This is a genomic window from Candidatus Flexifilum breve, from assembly GCF_016713355.1.
In genome coordinates this window covers 15,634-32,893 of record NZ_JADJPI010000001.1, presented here as the reverse complement: position 1 = coordinate 32,893, position 17,260 = coordinate 15,634, and the positions used below count along the sequence as shown (strand labels likewise).

27 protein-coding genes are annotated in these 17,260 nt (G+C 57.6%); all 27 read left to right on the top strand.

All coding sequences use genetic code 11. The features are described 5' to 3' along the window. Positions 1-639 precede the first annotated feature (639 nt). The 27 genes from IPK17_RS00230 (at position 640) to IPK17_RS40340 (ending at position 17,064) form a co-directional block, all read left to right on the top strand. A complete protein-coding gene (locus IPK17_RS00230) occupies positions 640-804 on the top strand; it encodes a hypothetical protein (RefSeq protein WP_343415658.1) in 165 nt (54 codons plus the stop codon). A gap of 34 nt (positions 805-838) precedes the next feature. Beyond that, entirely contained in the window at positions 839-970 is a 132-nt protein-coding gene (locus tag IPK17_RS00225) for an ABC transporter permease subunit (RefSeq protein ID WP_343415657.1), read from the top strand. A gap of 343 nt (positions 971-1,313) precedes the next feature. Further along, complete coding sequence (locus IPK17_RS00220; protein ID WP_343415656.1) at positions 1,314-1,433, top strand: hypothetical protein; 120 nt, start codon at positions 1,314-1,316, stop codon at positions 1,431-1,433. Then, positions 1,433-1,600 (top strand): hypothetical protein, encoded by a 168-nt coding sequence (locus IPK17_RS00215; RefSeq protein ID WP_343415655.1) that lies wholly within the window; start codon positions 1,433-1,435, stop codon positions 1,598-1,600. The genes IPK17_RS00220 and IPK17_RS00215 overlap by 1 nt, the downstream gene beginning before the upstream one ends. 353 nt (positions 1,601-1,953) lie before the next feature. Then, a complete protein-coding gene (locus IPK17_RS00210; RefSeq protein WP_343415654.1) occupies positions 1,954-2,172 on the top strand; it encodes a hypothetical protein in 219 nt (72 codons plus the stop codon). Positions 2,173-2,210: 38 nt separating this feature from the next. Continuing rightward, positions 2,211-2,525 (top strand): ATP-binding cassette domain-containing protein, encoded by a 315-nt coding sequence (locus tag IPK17_RS00205; RefSeq protein WP_343415653.1) that lies wholly within the window; start codon positions 2,211-2,213, stop codon positions 2,523-2,525. Positions 2,526-2,654: 129 nt separating this feature from the next. Beyond that, a complete protein-coding gene (locus IPK17_RS00200) occupies positions 2,655-2,801 on the top strand; it encodes a hypothetical protein (RefSeq protein ID WP_343415652.1) in 147 nt (48 codons plus the stop codon). Between the two features lie 31 nt (positions 2,802-2,832). Continuing rightward, entirely contained in the window at positions 2,833-3,102 is a 270-nt protein-coding gene (locus IPK17_RS00195) for a hypothetical protein (RefSeq protein ID WP_343415651.1), read from the top strand. 209 nt (positions 3,103-3,311) lie between these two features. Then, entirely contained in the window at positions 3,312-3,554 is a 243-nt protein-coding gene (locus IPK17_RS00190) for an ABC transporter ATP-binding protein (protein WP_343415650.1), read from the top strand. A gap of 67 nt (positions 3,555-3,621) precedes the next feature. Continuing rightward, positions 3,622-3,804 carry a hypothetical protein gene (locus tag IPK17_RS00185; protein WP_343415649.1) on the top strand — a complete coding sequence of 61 codons (183 nt, stop codon included), beginning with the start codon at positions 3,622-3,624 and terminating at the stop codon, positions 3,802-3,804. Positions 3,805-4,228: 424 nt separating this feature from the next. Continuing rightward, positions 4,229-4,378 (top strand): DUF5703 domain-containing protein, encoded by a 150-nt coding sequence (locus IPK17_RS00180; protein WP_343415648.1) that lies wholly within the window; start codon positions 4,229-4,231, stop codon positions 4,376-4,378. A gap of 447 nt (positions 4,379-4,825) precedes the next feature. Further along, positions 4,826-5,200, top strand: a complete 375-nt coding sequence (locus IPK17_RS40345; RefSeq protein WP_350341604.1) for a DUF5703 domain-containing protein — start codon at positions 4,826-4,828, stop codon at positions 5,198-5,200. Then, positions 5,100-5,336 (top strand): hypothetical protein, encoded by a 237-nt coding sequence (locus tag IPK17_RS00175; RefSeq protein WP_343415647.1) that lies wholly within the window; start codon positions 5,100-5,102, stop codon positions 5,334-5,336. The genes IPK17_RS40345 and IPK17_RS00175 overlap by 101 nt, the downstream gene beginning before the upstream one ends. 335 nt (positions 5,337-5,671) lie before the next feature. After that, entirely contained in the window at positions 5,672-5,908 is a 237-nt protein-coding gene (locus IPK17_RS00170; protein ID WP_343415646.1) for a hypothetical protein, read from the top strand. A 364-nt stretch (positions 5,909-6,272) separates the two neighbouring features. Next, complete coding sequence (locus tag IPK17_RS00165) at positions 6,273-6,425, top strand: hypothetical protein (RefSeq protein WP_343415645.1); 153 nt, start codon at positions 6,273-6,275, stop codon at positions 6,423-6,425. 69 nt (positions 6,426-6,494) lie between these two features. Further along, a complete protein-coding gene (locus IPK17_RS00160) occupies positions 6,495-6,716 on the top strand; it encodes a hypothetical protein (protein WP_343415644.1) in 222 nt (73 codons plus the stop codon). Positions 6,717-6,736: 20 nt separating this feature from the next. Beyond that, positions 6,737-8,011, top strand: coding sequence for a glycosyl hydrolase (locus IPK17_RS00155; RefSeq protein WP_343415643.1), 1,275 nt, complete (start codon positions 6,737-6,739; stop codon positions 8,009-8,011). After that, positions 7,959-8,999, top strand: coding sequence for a hypothetical protein (locus tag IPK17_RS00150; protein ID WP_343415642.1), 1,041 nt, complete (start codon positions 7,959-7,961; stop codon positions 8,997-8,999). The genes IPK17_RS00155 and IPK17_RS00150 overlap by 53 nt, the downstream gene beginning before the upstream one ends. Continuing rightward, a complete protein-coding gene (locus IPK17_RS00145) occupies positions 8,945-9,358 on the top strand; it encodes a hypothetical protein (protein ID WP_343415641.1) in 414 nt (137 codons plus the stop codon). The genes IPK17_RS00150 and IPK17_RS00145 overlap by 55 nt, the downstream gene beginning before the upstream one ends. Then, entirely contained in the window at positions 9,336-9,725 is a 390-nt protein-coding gene (locus tag IPK17_RS00140) for a hypothetical protein (protein WP_343415640.1), read from the top strand. The genes IPK17_RS00145 and IPK17_RS00140 overlap by 23 nt, the downstream gene beginning before the upstream one ends. Then, positions 9,713-9,937 (top strand): hypothetical protein, encoded by a 225-nt coding sequence (locus IPK17_RS00135; RefSeq protein WP_343415639.1) that lies wholly within the window; start codon positions 9,713-9,715, stop codon positions 9,935-9,937. The genes IPK17_RS00140 and IPK17_RS00135 overlap by 13 nt, the downstream gene beginning before the upstream one ends. 29 nt (positions 9,938-9,966) lie before the next feature. Next, positions 9,967-10,212 carry a hypothetical protein gene (locus IPK17_RS00130; RefSeq protein WP_343415638.1) on the top strand — a complete coding sequence of 82 codons (246 nt, stop codon included), beginning with the start codon at positions 9,967-9,969 and terminating at the stop codon, positions 10,210-10,212. 420 nt (positions 10,213-10,632) lie between these two features. After that, on the top strand, positions 10,633-12,288 hold the full coding sequence (locus IPK17_RS00125) for a substrate-binding domain-containing protein (RefSeq protein WP_343415637.1): 1,656 nt from the start codon (positions 10,633-10,635) through the stop codon (positions 12,286-12,288). A gap of 55 nt (positions 12,289-12,343) precedes the next feature. After that, entirely contained in the window at positions 12,344-13,912 is a 1,569-nt protein-coding gene (locus IPK17_RS00120) for an ATP-binding protein (RefSeq protein WP_343415660.1), read from the top strand. Between the two features lie 386 nt (positions 13,913-14,298). Then, on the top strand, positions 14,299-15,006 hold the full coding sequence (locus IPK17_RS00115; protein ID WP_343415636.1) for an alpha-L-rhamnosidase N-terminal domain-containing protein: 708 nt from the start codon (positions 14,299-14,301) through the stop codon (positions 15,004-15,006). Between the two features lie 82 nt (positions 15,007-15,088). After that, the gene (locus IPK17_RS00110; RefSeq protein ID WP_343415635.1) at positions 15,089-16,831 is read left to right on the top strand and encodes a family 78 glycoside hydrolase catalytic domain; all 1,743 of its coding nucleotides are present in this window, start codon (positions 15,089-15,091) and stop codon (positions 16,829-16,831) included. After that, positions 16,744-17,064 carry an alpha-L-rhamnosidase C-terminal domain-containing protein gene (locus IPK17_RS40340; protein ID WP_350341603.1) on the top strand — a complete coding sequence of 107 codons (321 nt, stop codon included), beginning with the start codon at positions 16,744-16,746 and terminating at the stop codon, positions 17,062-17,064. Before IPK17_RS00110 ends, IPK17_RS40340 begins: the two co-directional genes overlap by 88 nt. The last annotated feature ends 196 nt before the right edge of the window (positions 17,065-17,260 follow it).

The following is a 17,260-nucleotide window of genomic DNA, read 5'->3' as shown; positions in this document are numbered from 1 at the left end:
GGAAGTGATCAACAACTTTGGTGGCTCACCAGTTTCCGTGAAACCCTCGAAGGCGCCTGCCGGGTCAAATCCGCCAGGCAGCGGTTGTAGTCCGCCGATTCCGCAAGGCTCAGCACCCGTGAAGGGAATTTGGGTCTCGAGCCTTGCGGTCGGCATCCGCGGTGGGCAGTCGAAAATGATCTTGAAAAATGTTCACAGGTGAACCAGCATGTTTAGCTTTCTAGTGCGCCGCCTCGCCGGTTTGATCCCCCCGCTATTGGTGGTGAGCGCGTTTGTGTTTGTTTTCGTGGCAGTATGGCGCGGGCGATCTTCGCCGCCTATTTGACGCTCAACGCAGCAGACGTTTCTGGATCAAGAGTTGTATGATGATCGCCACCGCGCTGAACTCGACCGGATGATCCGGTTTTGGTTCGTTATACCACGTGGCTGGGCAGCGCGGCCCAAGGCGATCTCGGTCGCTCTTATGTGGCGACGGTGATTCGAGATTAAGCCGGCGTCACTCGCGCGATCGCCGCCGATTACGCTGCCTGGCGTTCGCGGCGCTGGTCTTGGTCACCTGTACCGCCTCTCCCCATCGGTTTTATCACCGCGCTCTATCGCAACTCCTGCTCGACCGTCTGCTGGTTTCGCGCCCTCCCCGTGCTCCTCGGACTCATTCCCGCGTTCGTCCTCGCGCTCAGCATGATTGTGATTGTGAATCAATTGCATCTGCCGCCCTCGGTCGGGCTGGGCTGGCGCGGTTTGTTCAGTCAGGAGACGAGATTCTGCCGCGGCTTGGTCTGGCTGCTGCTGGCCCGTTCCTAATCTCGTCCGCTTCACCCGCGCTCTCTGTACTGGCATGCTATCTCAGGACTATATTCGCGCGGCGCAGGCGCGCGGTCTCTCGACGCTTCAGGTGCTCCTCTATCACGTGGTGCGCAACAGCCTCACCCCCGTGATCACGGTGTTGGGGCTGGACGGCTGCAGTTGATCGGCAGCACCTTGTTCGTGGAGGCGATTTTCAATTTGCAGGCTTCGGGCAGGTATTGTCGCCCGCGCGTTAAAAAGACGCTGGGTGATATTCAGACCGCGACGGCGGGCGCTGCGGGGCACCGTGATTGTGTTGTTGTCCAACCTGATGGTCGATGTGTTTTAAAGTGTCGCTTATTTTCTATCCCCGTGTCAAACTTTTCCTGAAGGTGGAGCTGATGAGCGCGAGATCGATAATCAGTCCACAGACGCTGCCGCGCTGTGGCGCACCAGCAAGCCGCGCACCTTTGGAGTGATGCTGTCCGCCAGCTTCGGGCGCACAACTTCACCGGAATGCGTCTGGTTTGCTGATCTTCGTCCTGCTGCTGCTGGCCGCCATCTTTGCCAATCAGATCGCGCCGTATGACTACCCGATTGCGGACTGGGAACAACTCCGCTTAAGCCGCCGAATGGGCCTTACCTGATGGGGACAGACGAACCTCCTGGACGCGATGTGTTCAGCCGCGTGCTTCATGGGCGCAACGGCGTTTTCGTCGCGTTGTGCATCTCGACCGTGTCGACTACGATCGGGTTGTTCGCCGGAGCGTTGAGCGCTTTCGGGGTCGCTCTGGTGGATCGGATCATGGTGTGATTTCGGTGACGCGCTGGCTCAGCTTCCCTCGATTTGGCTGGCGGCCTTTGTGAGCGTGGTTACCCGCCCGACGATTGATTCTCGACCAGCAGCTTGTATGCGAGTTACCGGTTGGGCGCTGCTTCAGGATCGCGTCATTTTCAGCTATTTAGTCGTCATCTTTGCGATTGGGTTTGTGGCGTGGCCTCTATGTGGGGGCTTAGTGCGAGTCAGTAAGTTGTTGCCAGCGAGAAAGAGTTCATCGAAGCGGCGCGCGCTCGGCGCGGGGACGCGCTGGGTCACGATGCGCCATTTGATCCTGAATGTGCTGGGTTCTGTCATCGTGACTTTCACCTTGAGCTGCTGGGAATGCCATGCTTCCTGCGAATCCAGCCTGCTTTCTGGGGATTTTATTCCCAGCCGCCGGGCGCAAAGCCAGGACGCATGATCTTTTTGAGGCCCTGAGCCGCCTACGCGCCCAGCCCTACCTGATCATCATGCCGGGTCTGACGCTGACACTGGTGGTGCTGTCGCTGCAGTTTGTGGGGGATGCGCTCAACGATGCGCTGAACCCGCGTTCACACTCACGCTAGCTGACCAAAGATAACGGTTTTTGACAGGAATAGTTCGGATGAGTCTGGAACAACGGCAAAGTGATGTGTTGCAGGTCAAGCGGCTGCAAGTTCAGTTTAAAACGCGTGACGGTCTCGTCTACGCCGTGCAAGACCTGTCTTTTGAGGCCGCTCCCGGAGAGATTGTCGGTTTGGTGGGCGAATCCGGGTGTGGCAAATCGACCACCGCGACATCTCGACGCGGGAGCGAGGCGGAGATGCGGTCGCTGCGGTCGTGCGAAGTTTGCGATGGTCTTTCAGGACGCGCCTACCGCGCTCGATCCGGGCGCAATGACGGTGGGACGCCGTGGATCATGGAACTGCTGCGGATCTGATTTGAAACTCACGCCGAAAGCCGCGCGTGCCCGAGCCGCCGATTCGGTTGGTTCAAGTGGGGATTCCTCAACCGAAAGTCGCCTCAACCAGTTTCCCTACGAGCTTCTGGGAATGCGCCAGCGTCATACTTGCGCTGGCAATTGCCGTGCAGCCCGTCGCTGCTCATTGCGGATGGTGCAGAACTGACCACCGCGCTGGACGTGACCACGCAAAATCAGATTCTCAACCCGTTGGTCAAGCCTGGCGATGAGACGCGGGCGCGGCCATTGTGCTGATCACGCGCTTTATCGTGGGCGTCGTCTCTAAATGTCTGCGGGATCGGGTGGTCGTCATGTACGCGGGCGGGAAGTCGAAGTCGGCGGCACACACGCCATTTTCACGGGGCGCGCCACCCGTATTCTCGGGGGCTGCTTCGAACGCACGTTGATGCTGGATGGTGATCGCGGCGACCGCTCGAAGCCATCCCCGGCCTCCCCGGAACTGATCGACTTTGCCGCCGGGCTGCGTCTTCTACCCGCGCTGCAAATATCGATCCGGATCAGTGCAAAACCGCAGCTCCTCGGCTGGAACCCGTAGCGCGGGCGCAGCGAAGCCGCCTGCGGAATTCGGGAGATCGAGCGACGGATGACGACTCAACCTGGAAGTGCTCGGTGTCCGTAATCTGCGCACACATTTTCCGGGTCCCGCGCTCGGTTTGCCGTGGCGGGACGCGACGGTGCGCGCGGTCAGATGATGTCAGCTTTTACGATTGCTCACGGTCGTACGCTGGGCCTGGTGGGCGAATCGTGGCTGTGGTAAATCGACTGTGGCGTCTTCCGGTACTCCAACTGGTGCGCCTGACGAGCGGTCAGGTGCTTTTCAATGGCGTTAACCTCTGCGGATTGAAACCCAAAGCGCTCGTACCGCTGCGCAAGCGGATGCAAATCATCTTTCAAGATCCGTATGCATCGCTCGACCCGCGCGCCACCATCGGCTTTACCATTGGTGAAGGGCTGCTGATTCACAAATTGGTCAATGAACGCGATTGAGGCAGCGCGTCGCCGATCTCATGGTGATGGTCGGCTTGGAACCCGGCTTTTGAGAATCGCTACCCGCATGAGTTCAGCGGTGGGGAGCGGCAGCGCGGGGATCGCGCGGGCACTGGCGACGAATCCCGAGTTCATCATTGGTGATGAGCCGATCCCGGCCTTGGATGGGTCGATTCAGGCGCAGATCAACAACTTACTGCGCGATCTGCGCGCCTGTTTGAACCTCACCATGCTGTTCATTTCGCAATGATCTGCGCGCCGTTCGTTACCTGGAGTGATGAAGTCGCCGTGATGTACCTCGGCAAGATCGTCGAAAGCGCGCCCACCGATTCACTCTTCAAGCAGCCAGCCCATCCCTATACCCAAGCTCCTGTTGAGTTCGGTGCCCCAGCCGCGCTGGTCAAACAGCGGACGGGCTGCCGAGATCAAGGGCGAGGTTCCCAGCCCCCCCAACCCACCAGCGGGATGCTATTTCGACGCGCTGCCCCCACGTCATGGCGCGCTGCAAGCAAGAACAGCCCGCGCTGGTCGAAGTGCAGCCCGGACACAAAGCCGCCTGTTTTCTCTGAATGATGCGAGTCGTTCTGAATGACATTCTCACCGATTGACGCCATGCGCACGTACAACCTGATCTGGGAGCGGCAGAGTGCTCATTCCGAGAGAGTCGATGCCGGTTGGCGGACACAGCATCGGCTTTCAACGTCTGGGTCGAAAATGACGACCTGTTGCTGTACTTCGCGCAATCCGGCGCATTTGACGAAAACGGCTCCATGCTCAAAGGCGGGCGCTTGCGCGTACGCAGCACGCCGACCTGTTTGCGCTGAAGTTCCGGCAGACGCTGGAACCGTACGACGGGTACATCCATATCGAAGGCGAGTCTGGAGCAGGGGACGGGGCAGATCCGCGTGTGGGTGGAGGTGGGGCGTCCTGGTCATTCATGTGGACTGGACCGCAAGTTTCGCGGCGAATCTCAAGCAGTCACATACGAAAACTGGCGCACCGAAGACCGCCGCGTCGAGAGCCAATCGTAACGAGCTGTTCCAGTGCAAAGAAGCGTGGGGGATCCAACCAACCCGATTGTGTTTCGCAGGCGATCAGATTGAAGTCACGCGCGCCGATGAGCTCTTGTTCTATCACCGCAACCCGCAACGACGATCTCTCGTTTGACCGCGAAATGGATACGCGCGTGATGCAGTCAATCAAGGCTGGACTGCACAACCCACAGCGTAACCGCACGATGGGCGGGCTGCTGACGGCTCCCGGGTTGGAGTATACGGGAACGCAGCGCGGGGCGGTATGTCGATACCGATTTTGTTGGCTATCAGTTCCAGTCGCCCCAGCCAACCTCCGCGCAAAAACTGCAAATCACCCTGTACACCGCGCAGACCAATACGCTGGAAGCGTGGATAAGCGCCCTGCGCGCCCTTGATCACGAGGCGACTGAAGATGACCATGCACGGGAAGCCGCCCTAGCCTGGTGGCAGGCGTACCGGGCGCGCAGCCATATCGTCATCAACGGCGCGACGCCCGACGAAACAGGATGTTATGTGGCAAATCGGGCGCAATTATCAACTGTTCCGCTACCTGCTCGGGTGCAACTACGGGGAATACCCGACCAAGTTCAACGGTGGGCTCTTCACGTTTGATCCGATTTTCGCCGGGAAAAGCCCCGGTCTGAGCAAAAACTGCACTACACGCCGGATTACCGCTTATGGGGCGGCGGATCGGTATACCAGTCAAAACCAGCGCCTCGTGTACTGGGCCCATGCTCAAGTCCGGTGATTTTGACGTGCTGCCGCAGATCTTTCACTCTTCAATCGTCTGCTCGAAACAGCGACCCTCCGGCGCGGTTCTACTTTGATGTTGGAGGGCGCGGTTACCTGGAACAGATCGGCATTTACGGCTTGTGCCCGACGTGCGATCGCGGGTGGGAAACACAACTGGCTTGCCCGTGCCACAAATCAAGTATCATTTTTCCACGGCGCTGGAAATCGGCGTGATGCTGATCGAATATGCCGCTTATACCCACAAGGATATTGGGGAATAGCATCTGGTTTTCTGGATGGAATCGTCAAATTCTATGATGGTTTCTATCCACAGAATGATGCGCGCGCAAGATGATCATCGAACCCGGCAATGCGCTGGAAACCTATCATCCGGTTCGAATCCAATTGATGCGGTGTCCGGTCTCACGCCTTGCTGGGACGCATGCTGGCGCTGCCGGAGCGCACAGTTTGCCGGAACAGCGGGCGAACTGGCGGCGCATTCTGGAGCGTGTGCCGCCGATCACCACCGGCACGAAAGCTGGTCAGACGATCATCGCGTATGCCGAAAGCAACGTCAGAGCGCCATAACGTCGAAATCCCCGAACTGTATCCGGTGTTTCCCTTGGCCAGTATGGCATCGGCCAGCCGATTTACAGTTGGCCATCGATACGGCGCGGCTAGCGGCGGAAGGCGATGAGCAGTTGTCCCACATTAGCTGGCATCAACAGGGATTCAGTACGCAAAACTGGGGATGTTGTCCGAAGCCAGCGACTTCCTGATTCGGAAACTCGGCAATGCCGATCAGCGCGTGCCGGTGTACTGGGGGCCGGGTCATGATTGGACGCCGGATCACTAAATTGGGGGGCTCGCATGATTCAGCTTCAAGAAATGCTGCTGCAAACTAACGGTGACACCGTCTACCTTTTGCCGTGCTGGATAAAGCATCGATGTGGTGTTTCGCCTGCATGCGCCGGGGAACACGATCATCGAATGTGAGCAGCTTGCGGGGCAGGTGCGTCGTCTGAGCATGACCAGCGACCTGCCGCGCCTGCATGTCGAAGTGTGGCCCACGCCTGAGAGCGCGGGGGCCGAATCCGGTGATTGACAGAACACGTCGTGCCGCTTTCTCTAGGGCACGAACAAAATGGGCTATTTCATACTTCGGGTTGACCTGATGAACGATTCACCACATGGGTATCCTCGGCGCGAGGCCGATTTTGATGTCTTGCCCGGTTTTCGGAATCCGCCAGCGGGCTATGGCGAGGTCGCATTTTACTGGTGGTTGGGTGAACCGCTCACCCGGGAACGCCTGACATGGCAGCTTGATCAGCCTGGCTCCGGCGGGGCATCAGCGGGCTGCAAATCAACTATGCGCACAGCGATCTCGGCGGCTTGACGTGGGGTCTCGCTATCCGAGTGAACCCCGCGTTATTCAGCAGCGAATGGTGGGCGCTGTTCGATTGGTTCGTGCAGGAAGCGAATCAACGGGGCATTGCCGTCAGTGTGAGCGATTATACGCTCGGCGTGGGGCAGGGTTGGTATCTCGACGAGATCAGCGCGATCTACCCGGAAATGCGCGGGAAAACCCTACGCATGACCCTACACACGATCAAACCCGGCGAAGTGCTGGACATCGGACTGCCGGAAGGCTGCATCAGCGTGATGGCGTACCAATCCGAAGGCGCGCGGGTGGAAAACGGCATCGATCTGCGTCCGCTGGTCAGCGAAGGACAACTGCGCTGGACGCCGCCAGCGATTGGCTGGCAGGTGGCGGTGGTCGCGGCGGAAACGGTGACGCGCTCGCTCGACCCGATGCACCTGGCCAGCGGCCGAGAGACGATCAGCCGCTTCTTTGAGCGCTTTGCCGATCACCATCCCGATCAGCCGGGACGAGGGCTCAACTTCTTCTTCTCCGATGAGCTCAACTTTGGCGTGTCGGGCAAGCTGTGGACGACGCGCTTTGCCGAGGAATTCTGGCGGCGCAAAGGCTATGACCTGATCCCGGAACTACCCGCCCTCTGGCTCGATTTGGGCGCGCGAACTGCCAAAGTCCGCCTCGACTACAACGATGTGCTGGTGACGCTCTCGGAAGAAGGCTACTTCAAGCCGCTGTATGAGTGGCATCAGCGGCGCGGCATGATGTTTGGCTGTGATCACGGCGGGCGCGGCTTGACCGTCGATGAGTTCGGCGATTATTTTCGCACGCAGCGCTGGAATCAAGCGCCGGGCTGCGATCAGCCATTCCTGCAAACGGATCTGATCAAGAACAAGGTCGCAGCATCGATTGCCCACCTGTATGAGCGGCAGCGGGTGTGGCTGGAAGGGTTTCATTCCAGCGGATGGGGTACCTCAACCGCGGACCTCACCCGCGCCAGCCTGATCAACTATGTGCATGGGCAAAATCTGCTTAGTTTGCACGGGCTGTACTATTCAACGCGCGGCGGGTGGTGGGAATGGGCACCGCCGTGTAATCACTTTCGGATGCCGTATTGGGCGCATTTCGGAACCTATCTGACGGCCATGGAGCGCCTGAGCTACCTGCTGAGTCAGGGTGTGCATCGCTGCGATGTGGCGCTTCTTTACCCGGTCGCCGCCGTCGAAGCGGGTTTGGACGGGCAGACGGCGGTCGAAGCGAGCTTTGAATCTGGGACGCGCTTTATACGCCGAGGGAATCGACTTCGATTTCATTGACTTTGAGTCGCTGGATCGCGCGGTGATCGATGGGAACGAGCTCGCCGTCGCGGGTGAACGTTTCCGCGTTCTGATTCTGCCTTCGATGCGGGCGGTGCGGTATTCGACTCTGGAGAAAGCGGCGGCGTTTCAACGCTCGGGCGGCCTTGTGCTGCTCGTGGGGGCGCTCCCGGAAGCCAGTGACCACCTCGGCGCAAACGACCCCGATCTCGATCAACTCGTGCGAGAAATAACCAGCCATCAACCCGCCGTGGTCAGTTCCGCCGACGTGATCACGCACCTCCGCGGCGCATTCCCGCCGGATTTTGCGGTTGAAACGGCAGCGGGATCGTCGAGTGAACCGCTCGGGGTGATGCATCGCCGCATCGGTGCGCGCGACCTGTACGCCGTGTATGGGGTGACCCAAGGGTCACTATGCTATTTCCGGACGCATGGGCAGATTGAACTGTGGGATATGTGGACGGGGGAGTACCCAACCGCTGTACGCCGTGAACACGGATCAACAGGAACCTACGTGCGCCTGCCCTTGACCGAACACGAGCTGCAATTGATCGTGTTCACGCCGGACGACAGTCCACTGCTGATTGATGTGCCGGGGGTCGAGCAAGTCGCGGTCAGCGAACAAGGCAGCGTGACCGGGGTGGTCGGGACAGGTGGCACGTATCACGGGACGATCCAGCGGAACGGCATGTCACGAACGGTCAGCGGGATGTCTGACCAGCCGCCGGATGAGCTGGTGTTTGACCGAACATGGCGCTTTGAACTTGTGCCGACGCTCGACAACCAGTGGGGGATTTTCGCCTGCCCGCGACGGATAGACGCATCGGTGCGGAGATTCGGCGCTGCCGTTACCAGTTCGATCCCTAGCGCAGCGGCGAAGCTTCCGGTTGGGTACAGGCTGATTTCGATGATGCGGCGTGGGCCCAAACCACGATGGGCTTTGGGCGGCAGTTCTGGAAACTCGGTCCGCTGCCTGACAATGATCTGACGCTCCTTGAAACCGTCTTGGGCGCACTGACCGTCATTGATCCCCAAGTTCGCGTCGAATGGAATGGGAAGTGCTATGCATGGCAGCCCTACGAATTCTCGTGGCGTGATGGGATCGAAAATGACCCCGGACATCAAGGCTATCACGGACTGAAGGGCGAGATTCACGATGACATCATCGCGTTAGGGCGCATCGAACAAACGCATACGGCATTGACGCGCGTGCCGGAAGCGAGCGGTACCCATTACTATCTCTGGACAACCGTCCACGTCGCAGCCTTGCACCGCGAAAGTGGTCTGCGGCGGGTTACTACCAAGCAGGCTGTCGATCGACGGTGTGCCGCTGGCGCTCGATGCTGAGAACATCGTCTTGTCCAGCGGCAAGCATCCATTTCTGCTCCGGTATGACGATGTTGGGCGCGGGTACTGCTTTCTCACGGAACAATCGTTCCGGCGCCCGCCGCTCGCTAAGCACAACGCTACCCTGCGTTGGCACAATGCAACTCAAATTCTGCCCTTTGATGCCCAACCGGCACCTACGACTCCGCTTGGCTGGTATCGCTTTACCAGCGCCCCCGGTTTGCGCTCGCTGGCGTTTCGCGCTTACGGCAAGGCGCGGCTGTGGGTGGCTGGGCAGGAATGCACGCTCGAAGCTGAACCGAGCGACGGGGATGCTATCGTTTACCGCGCGACCCTTCCCATGCAATTCGGGACGTGGCCAACATAACGCTTTGTCTGGAGCACTCGGGCGGGCGCTATGACGGCGCGGCGATCCCCGATCCGATTGAGCTGGAGTGCGAGGAAGGATTGCTGGCGTGTGGCGATTGGTCACAAGTGGATGGTCTGCACACCTACTCCGGCGGGGCGTGGTATCGACAGGAATTCGCCTTAACTAAGTACAGGCGGCGTGTCATCCCGTCCTCGATCTGGGAAACGTGAGCTCCACAGCGCTAGTACGGATTAACGATGTGACCATCGGTACCCGCATCGCGCCACCGTGGACCTTTGATCTCGCTGGTGTGCTGCGAGCGGGTAGCAACCGCGTAGAAATCTGTGTTTACAACACGCTGGCCAACCACTATCAGACGATCCCGACCCGGTTTCGCGGCTCGCCCGTCAGCGGATTGCTGGACGATGTGCGGCTGAAGTTCTACAGCCGGATCCGGCTCGACGCGTCGAATGCGGGACCGCAAGATGCTGACCAACTTGTTTGAATCTGGTTCTGATTACCTACAATGCAGGATGAGTAAGCGCCGTAAAAGCGGGTTGTGTGAATATCGAGCATAAAATGCACGCTGCGACATCAGCAGAACGTCCGACAATCGCCTTTTTAACCCGGTCGCTGTCAGAAGGCACGCCGACTACAGCCTGGGGTGAGATGGTGAACTTGGCGCAGAGTCACGATTTCAATCTTCTGATCGTCGTTGGTCGCATGCTGCAAGCCACAGCGGCTGTTCCCTCTCCCAACAGTCTCTATCAGTTGGTGACTCCCAATTCGGCGGATGGCGTGATCATCTCCGGCGGTTTGGGGCATTATGTTGGGATGCGCAGTTTGCAGGATTTTTTACGAGCTGTTTGCGCCGCTGCCGGTCGTCGGTACGGATATCCTCCTCGATCAGTACCCCGGGGTGACCATGCAGTTCTATGGGGGCATGCGCACGCTGATGCAGCACCTCATCCACGATCACGGCTATCGTCGGATCGCCTTCATCCGCGGATCAGTCAGCTCGGTCACCGGTGAAGATCGGTACCGGGCTTATACCGACAGTCTGGCCGAAGCTGGCTTGCCCTTCGATCCCCTCTTAGTGACTGCTGGTGACTTCTTTGCCCCGTCGGGAGAGAACGCCGTCCGTTTGCTGGTAGACGAGCGTCGTGTTCACTTTGATGCGTTGGTCGCCGCGAACGATGATATGGCGATTGATGCGCTGCAGGCCCTGCAAGCGCGTGCTATTCGCGTGCCAGAGGACATTGCCATTGCGGGTTTTGATGATCTCGTGAGCGCCCGATCGATGATCCCCCCATTGACAACTGTGCATCTCTCGGCGGGCGCTGAGACACGCAGTGCGGCGGAGCTGCTGGTCGCAATCCTAAATGGTGAATCCGTTCAGCACCGGGTGGATATTCCTGCCCAACTGATCATTCGCCAATCGTGTGGCTGCAAATCAGCCGCGCTGGCTGAGTTTGAAGTACCTGGTCACAGCACCGTCACTGATGACCAATCAACACTGCCGGAACGACGTACGGCCATCGTAAGTCACATGATTAGCGCGTGCAACGATGCGCTGTCAGCGGCGGAAAGCGCCATGCTTTACCGGTGGCATGATACGTTCGTGAGCGATCTGCAGAGCACAACCGGTGAATTTAAGCGGTTTCTGACCGAATTCGTCGCCCTGTTTGGGGCTTCACGCATCAACCATACGACATGGCAGTCGCTTCTTTCCGTACATCGTCGACACGTTCACCCCCTGCTCATCGATCCGAATGAGCTGCAGCGGGCCGAGAATCTCTGGCAATATGGGCGGGTATTTCTGGCGGAGATCGCCCTGAACATCGAGGCACAGCGGGAATATCGACAAGCTCAACTGGATGCGGCGCTGCGGTCGGTGGGTGAGGACCTGATCACGACCTTTGATCTCCAGGGGTTGAGCGAAACCATCGTGCGCGACTTTTCGAAACTGGGAATTCCGGCCTGTTATGTCGTGCTGTATGCCGAGAGTTCGACCACGCCTAACCGCATTCCGGATCACGCACGCTTGGTCCTCGCCTATAATGAAAGTGGAATTGTCCCTCTGGCGCCCGAGGGGTGTTCGTTTGCCATTCGTGACATTGTGCCGCCGGATTATCTGCCAAGCCGACGGGCTCGTTCAACCTTGGCCGTACTGCCGCTCCAATTCCGCAACGAGTATTTTGGTTATGTCGTCTTTGAGATCGGACCGCTCAATGGCTTCATTTATGAGACCTTGAGTCTGCATCTGAGCAGCGCGCTCAAAGGGGCTCTGCTCGTCGAACAGATGAAAGATTTGTACAAAGAAGCGCTGCACGCTAAAAACCTCGCGGAAAAAGCCAATCAACTCAAAACGCAGCTGCTCGCCAACGTGAGCCATGAACTGAGAACGCCCCTCAACATCATTCTGAGCTACAGTCGGCTGGCACTGGATGAGCGGCGCGACAGTGAAGTCCCCACAGGAGTTACGCGCAGACCTGGGACATATTCACGACTCCGGTCAGCACCTGATCCGCCTGATCAACGATTTGCTGGATCTGTCGCGCGCGGATATCGGCGAGCTTGACTTGTACCCGGAAACAATTGCCCCGCGTCCGTTTCTTGAGCAAACGTTTCGAACCATGCTGGATAGCAGTAGTCCGGTTGCCGGCGTCCTGTGGAAGCTGGAACTCCCACCACGCTTACCCGTCATTCAAGCCGATCCAACGCGCTTGCGGCAGATCATCTTCAATCTTCTGAGTAATGCGAGTAAGTTCACCGATGCTGGAGAAGTTGTGCTCGGTGCTGACGTCATTCCCCCGCACTTTCATATCTGGGTGCGCGACACGGGCTACGGTATTCCCATTGACCAACAGGAACGCATCTTTGAGCCATTCGTCTCCGAAAGTCAAGTCAATCACCGTCCGGAGGGGATCGGACTAGGTCTGACGATTACGCGCCGTTTGATCGCCTTGCATGGTGGCTCGCTGCTGCTAGAAAGCCAACCGGGCACAGGCAGTACTTTTCATATTTACCTGCCGCTGCCTAACTTAAGTGGGCGCACCATTGATGTCAGCCCACAGCCGAATGATCGGAAACGACGCTCGGTTCTGCTCATTTCCGCCTTGGACTTGCCGCCGCTCGAATTCGTCAACCTTGCGCGGAAATCTAACGCAGACACCATTCTGGTCTCGTCAATTGAAGCTCTGAGCCAGGCTATCGGCGCTGTGTTGCCAATTATATTGGCATGGGATATGGATCATGCCCGTCCCGGCGACTGGCTTATCATTCAACACGTACGCAATCATCCACGGCTGTGCCAGATTCCGTTCATGTTGTACCGTGATAAACGCGCAGAGGGTGATGCAGCGAGCGCTGAGCTGACCAACGTGCTGCTCAAACCGCTGAGCATGCAAAATTTATCTGATTTGATTCAGTCGCTCGCCCCCTTACCGGCTGGCGCACCCATCCTCGTCGTCGATGATGATGCCCAAGCCCGCGAAGTGTATCTGCGCTTGTTGTCGGAAAGATTTGCCGGATACCCGGTGATGTCAGCTGAAAACGGTGAAGTCGCCTTGGATGTGCTGAAAACTGTGACCCCGAGCCTGATACTTCTCGATCTATCGATGCCGAAGGTTGATGGCTTTCGTGTCCTCGAAGTTGTTCGCAGCAGTCCCCGGATGAGCTCAACGCCGATCGTGGTGTTAACGGGCAGACTGTTATCGTTTGAAGACATCAAGCGTCTGGATTACGGTAATGTGATGCTCCAGTTCAAAAACATCCATTCCGACGAGGAGTTGGTCGCGAATATTCAGCATATCTTCGACGGAGAGGCAGCTTTACCCCAACACTCCAGTCAATTAGTCAAGCAGGCGTTAGCCTATATGCAGCAGAACTTCGCGTATACCTTGTCGCGTGCGGAGATCGCCGCCGCCGTAGGGGTGAGCGAGGATTACCTCAGTCGGATTTTTGGCAAAGAAATGGGTATCCCACCTTGGGAATATCTGAATCGCTACCGGATTTTGCGGGCCAAACACCTGCTCGTGCAGTCCGATATAAGCATCACCCGGATCGCCAGTGAAGTCGGTTTTGATGACCCGGCGTACTTCAGCCGTGTGTTCCAAAAGATCGCCGCCTGTTCGCCGCGGGATTATCGACTGCTGCACCGTTCATTGAGAGGATCGCCATTCCCCACCCTCCCTGAAAACTGACAAGAGTAGGTTCTCGAAACAAATCTACGAATGGATGTAGGGGCGCACCTGAGTGTACGCCCGAAACCGGAGTAGACAAATAGGTTTACCCCTACATTGGAACTTTCGAGAGTCTACTGAAGCCTGCCCTGAAGTCTGCCTTTTCAAGTGCTGCGACCCATATACAGCTGAGCAGAATTGATTGGGCTTGTCGTTTCCAATGCGCCTCCTCGTGTGCCGACCACTATCCTGCTCACAATCAACCAACGTGTCTTCGGATCGAACGAAGATAACGCTAATGTCCAAGTACCACGGCAGAAATGTCCTTTAATCAAAGGACACACTTGCGTAAAGTCAGAAGCAAGAAGTCTGTTTTTCCCTACCTGAACACAGGCCGTAGGTGAATTATGGTTTTTGACACAAATACCCGGTGGATCTGGGACGCAGGCGACACCAAGCCCCGCAATATCTTTTTGAACTTCCGACGTACATTTGACCTGAGCACGATCCCGGCTGCTGCGCCCCTGCATATCAGCGCCGATGCGCGCTACTATCTTTACGTCAACGGTGTTCGCTTAGGCTATGGTCCAGCGCGCGGCTACCCTTACCGCTATCACTATGATAACTATGATATCGCGGAGCACCTGCGGATCGGCAAAAATGTGGTCGCGGTGATGGTCAACCACTGGGGCGAAGGGACATTTCACCAGTTAGTGGTGCGCGGCGGTCTGCTGCTCCAAATCGACATGGACGACATCATAGTTTCAGATGCACGCTGGCGCGTCAGACGCAACACCGCTTACCGGCAGAACACACCGCGCATTTCGATTCAACTTCCGTGGGAGGAGCAGTTCGATGCGCGGCTCGCCGACGCCTGGACGGATAGCGATTATGACGATGCGGAATGGGACAGCGCGGTAGAAATCCCGCCCGCTGACGTCCCGTGGTCAGGCTTGACGGCGCGGCGCGTTCCCCTCCTCGGCAATGAGCCGATCCAACCCCACGAGCATCACGGATACCGGAATTGTCCGGTTACCGACACTCATACTGGCCGGCCATTTACATCCCTACATCCTTGGCGCAGACAACACCGCTGTCGGTATAGGGACGGTTGACGCACTCCTGGTAACGCGTCTGCAGGCCTCCGTCAGCGGTACTATCGTGTTGAAAAAGCGCGCCAACTACGGCGGTCTGCCAATGGTCTATCTGGACGGGCAAAAACTGACTTGGGAGTCCGGTCAGATCGAACCACAGGCCTTGATCAGTCTGACGGCAGGGGAACATCTCCTGTTGTTGGACTGGAAGGGTATGATCTTCGAGACGGACTTCGCCATCAGCCTCGCTGGAAGTTCGGATCTTCAACTCCGCGCGGGGCTAGACAGCGAAGATCGTGGCTGGCAAGTGAGTGTCAATCCATCCGACGACGAGCGGCAGGCGGCGCTTGCTGCCACTCACAGCGAGCTGCTTCCACCCACCCTACACTGGACGGTGATGCAACCGCTTGATGTTCCGGAAATCGATGTGCAGCGCTTCGTAATGTCGAGTGAACCGCTTGAACATACAAGCGCTGCGGTTAGTCTTCCACTCGCGGTGTCAGTGAAAGCACCGCAGTACGGTCAGCAGTTCATCTTCGATTTCGGCCGTGAAGTCTTGGGCTGGATCGAATTTGATGTTGATGCCCCGACAGGTGCGATTCTCGATTTTGTAGGATTTGAAATCATGCAGTCGCAGGCTCCGGGGTACAGTCTGGGAGTCGACAATTCGTTTCGTTATATCTGCCGTGCGGGACGGCAAACCTATCGGTCGATTTTCCGCCGTGGATTTCGCTATCTGCTGCTATCGGTGTATGCCGCTGATCAACCGGTGACCATTCACCGGGTAACACTGCACCAAGCGACCTATGATCAACCCGTGATTGGGCGCTTCCAGTGTTCTGATCCCCGATTGAATCAGATTTGGGACATGTGTGCCTATGCGGAACGATTGTGCTCCGACGATGTGTTCAGCGCGGATGGCGCGTATGAGCAGGCATTATGGGTCGGGGATGCGTACGCTCAGCAACTCATTCATCAGGTCATTTATAGTGACCCATCACTTCCCGAAAATACGCTGAGAGTCGTGGCGGATTCACTGCGCCGCACCCCGATCGTGAACTCACAGGTTCCCAGCGCGTGGGAAAATCGCTTGATGCCAAATTGGAGTTGGCTGTGGGCGATTGGCTGCTATATGCACTATTTTTTCAATGCGGACAGCAAGTTTGCACAGGAAATATATCCGGCGCTGGCACAACAAGCAGAATTCGCGCTTGCACGCTGCAAGGCACATCGCCTCGGCCTATTCAGTCTGGAAGGCTGCTGGCACTTCCTCGATTGGTCAGACATTGACGGCGTCGATTTCAATGACCAGCGCAAATTAGCGTTCACGCATGAAAACTGTTTGCTCGTGGCGGCACTGCGCGCGACCGCAAAAATGGCGCTCGTAGTGGGCAAATCCGCTGATGCACAACGTTGGAATCTGTTTGCGGCCCATCTCAGTGTTGCCATCAACCAGCATTTGTGGTCAGAGGAACTGGAGGCCTACGTTGACAGCATTGACGAAGATGGACAGCTAAGCGCGAAAATTTCCCAAGCGGTCAATGTAGCAGCCCTATTCTCCGGTGTGCCGACGAACGAACGCGCAGCACAACTGCTGCCCGCTGTGGTAGTACCACCACAGCACTGGATCCATATTGGCAGTCCGTTTATGCTGTCATTCAGCCTAGAACTGCTCGTGCGTGAGCGACGCTTTGATGAGCTGCTGCAAGTAATCCGGTCACGCTGGGGGAGAATGCTGGATCGTGGCGCAACGGCGACATGGGAAACATTCTCCAATCCACGTTCATGGTGTCATGCCTGGTCGGCAACACCGGCTTACTTCTTGTCAGCGCATATCCTCGGGTAAGCCCGATTGAAGTCGGCTATAAGCAGATCCGCATCGCACCGCAACCGGGCGACCTGACGTGGGCGCGAGGTACAGTTCCCACACCATTCGGCAAGTTGGATGTCGAATGGCGAGTTGTGGACAGTACCTATATCTGGAGTACAAAGCCCCGGAGGGATGCGAAATTGAGGTTATATGTCCGCTTGGTTTCGAGTTCAAGCGCATCACTGACGCTATATAGTGGAAGAAACTAGTGGAAGGAAGATTCAGGTAGTGTGAATGTAGAAGATGGCGTCACGAAGTCGAACACCCCCTGCGCCCGCGCCGGGGCCCGCCTCCGCTCACGGGCAAGCTGTCTGAGCGTCAGCGGCTTTTTCTATCAACTGAGATAAACCTCTTCCTCTAGTGCCACAGGCTGTTATGCTGACCCCCCTGCAGAACCTGATCTGC

Coding starts and splice junctions, on each gene's coding strand:
- IPK17_RS00225 (WP_343415657.1), top strand. CDS start 839: ATGCTATCTCAGGACTATATTCGCGCGGCGCAGGCGCGCGGTCTCTCG.
- IPK17_RS00215 (WP_343415655.1), top strand. CDS start 1,433: ATGGGGACAGACGAACCTCCTGGACGCGATGTGTTCAGCCGCGTGCTT.
- IPK17_RS00210 (WP_343415654.1), top strand. CDS start 1,954: ATGCTTCCTGCGAATCCAGCCTGCTTTCTGGGGATTTTATTCCCAGCC.
- IPK17_RS00205 (WP_343415653.1), top strand. CDS start 2,211: ATGAGTCTGGAACAACGGCAAAGTGATGTGTTGCAGGTCAAGCGGCTG.
- IPK17_RS00195 (WP_343415651.1), top strand. CDS start 2,833: ATGTCTGCGGGATCGGGTGGTCGTCATGTACGCGGGCGGGAAGTCGAA.
- IPK17_RS00185 (WP_343415649.1), top strand. CDS start 3,622: ATGAGTTCAGCGGTGGGGAGCGGCAGCGCGGGGATCGCGCGGGCACTG.
- IPK17_RS00175 (WP_343415647.1), top strand. CDS start 5,100: ATGTGGCAAATCGGGCGCAATTATCAACTGTTCCGCTACCTGCTCGGG.
- IPK17_RS00170 (WP_343415646.1), top strand. CDS start 5,672: ATGATCATCGAACCCGGCAATGCGCTGGAAACCTATCATCCGGTTCGA.
- IPK17_RS00160 (WP_343415644.1), top strand. CDS start 6,495: ATGAACGATTCACCACATGGGTATCCTCGGCGCGAGGCCGATTTTGAT.
- IPK17_RS00145 (WP_343415641.1), top strand. CDS start 8,945: ATGGGCTTTGGGCGGCAGTTCTGGAAACTCGGTCCGCTGCCTGACAAT.
- IPK17_RS00125 (WP_343415637.1), top strand. CDS start 10,633: ATGCAGTTCTATGGGGGCATGCGCACGCTGATGCAGCACCTCATCCAC.
- IPK17_RS00120 (WP_343415660.1), top strand. CDS start 12,344: ATGCTGGATAGCAGTAGTCCGGTTGCCGGCGTCCTGTGGAAGCTGGAA.
- IPK17_RS00115 (WP_343415636.1), top strand. CDS start 14,299: ATGGTTTTTGACACAAATACCCGGTGGATCTGGGACGCAGGCGACACC.
- IPK17_RS00110 (WP_343415635.1), top strand. CDS start 15,089: ATGGTCTATCTGGACGGGCAAAAACTGACTTGGGAGTCCGGTCAGATC.
- IPK17_RS40340 (WP_350341603.1), top strand. CDS start 16,744: ATGGGAAACATTCTCCAATCCACGTTCATGGTGTCATGCCTGGTCGGC.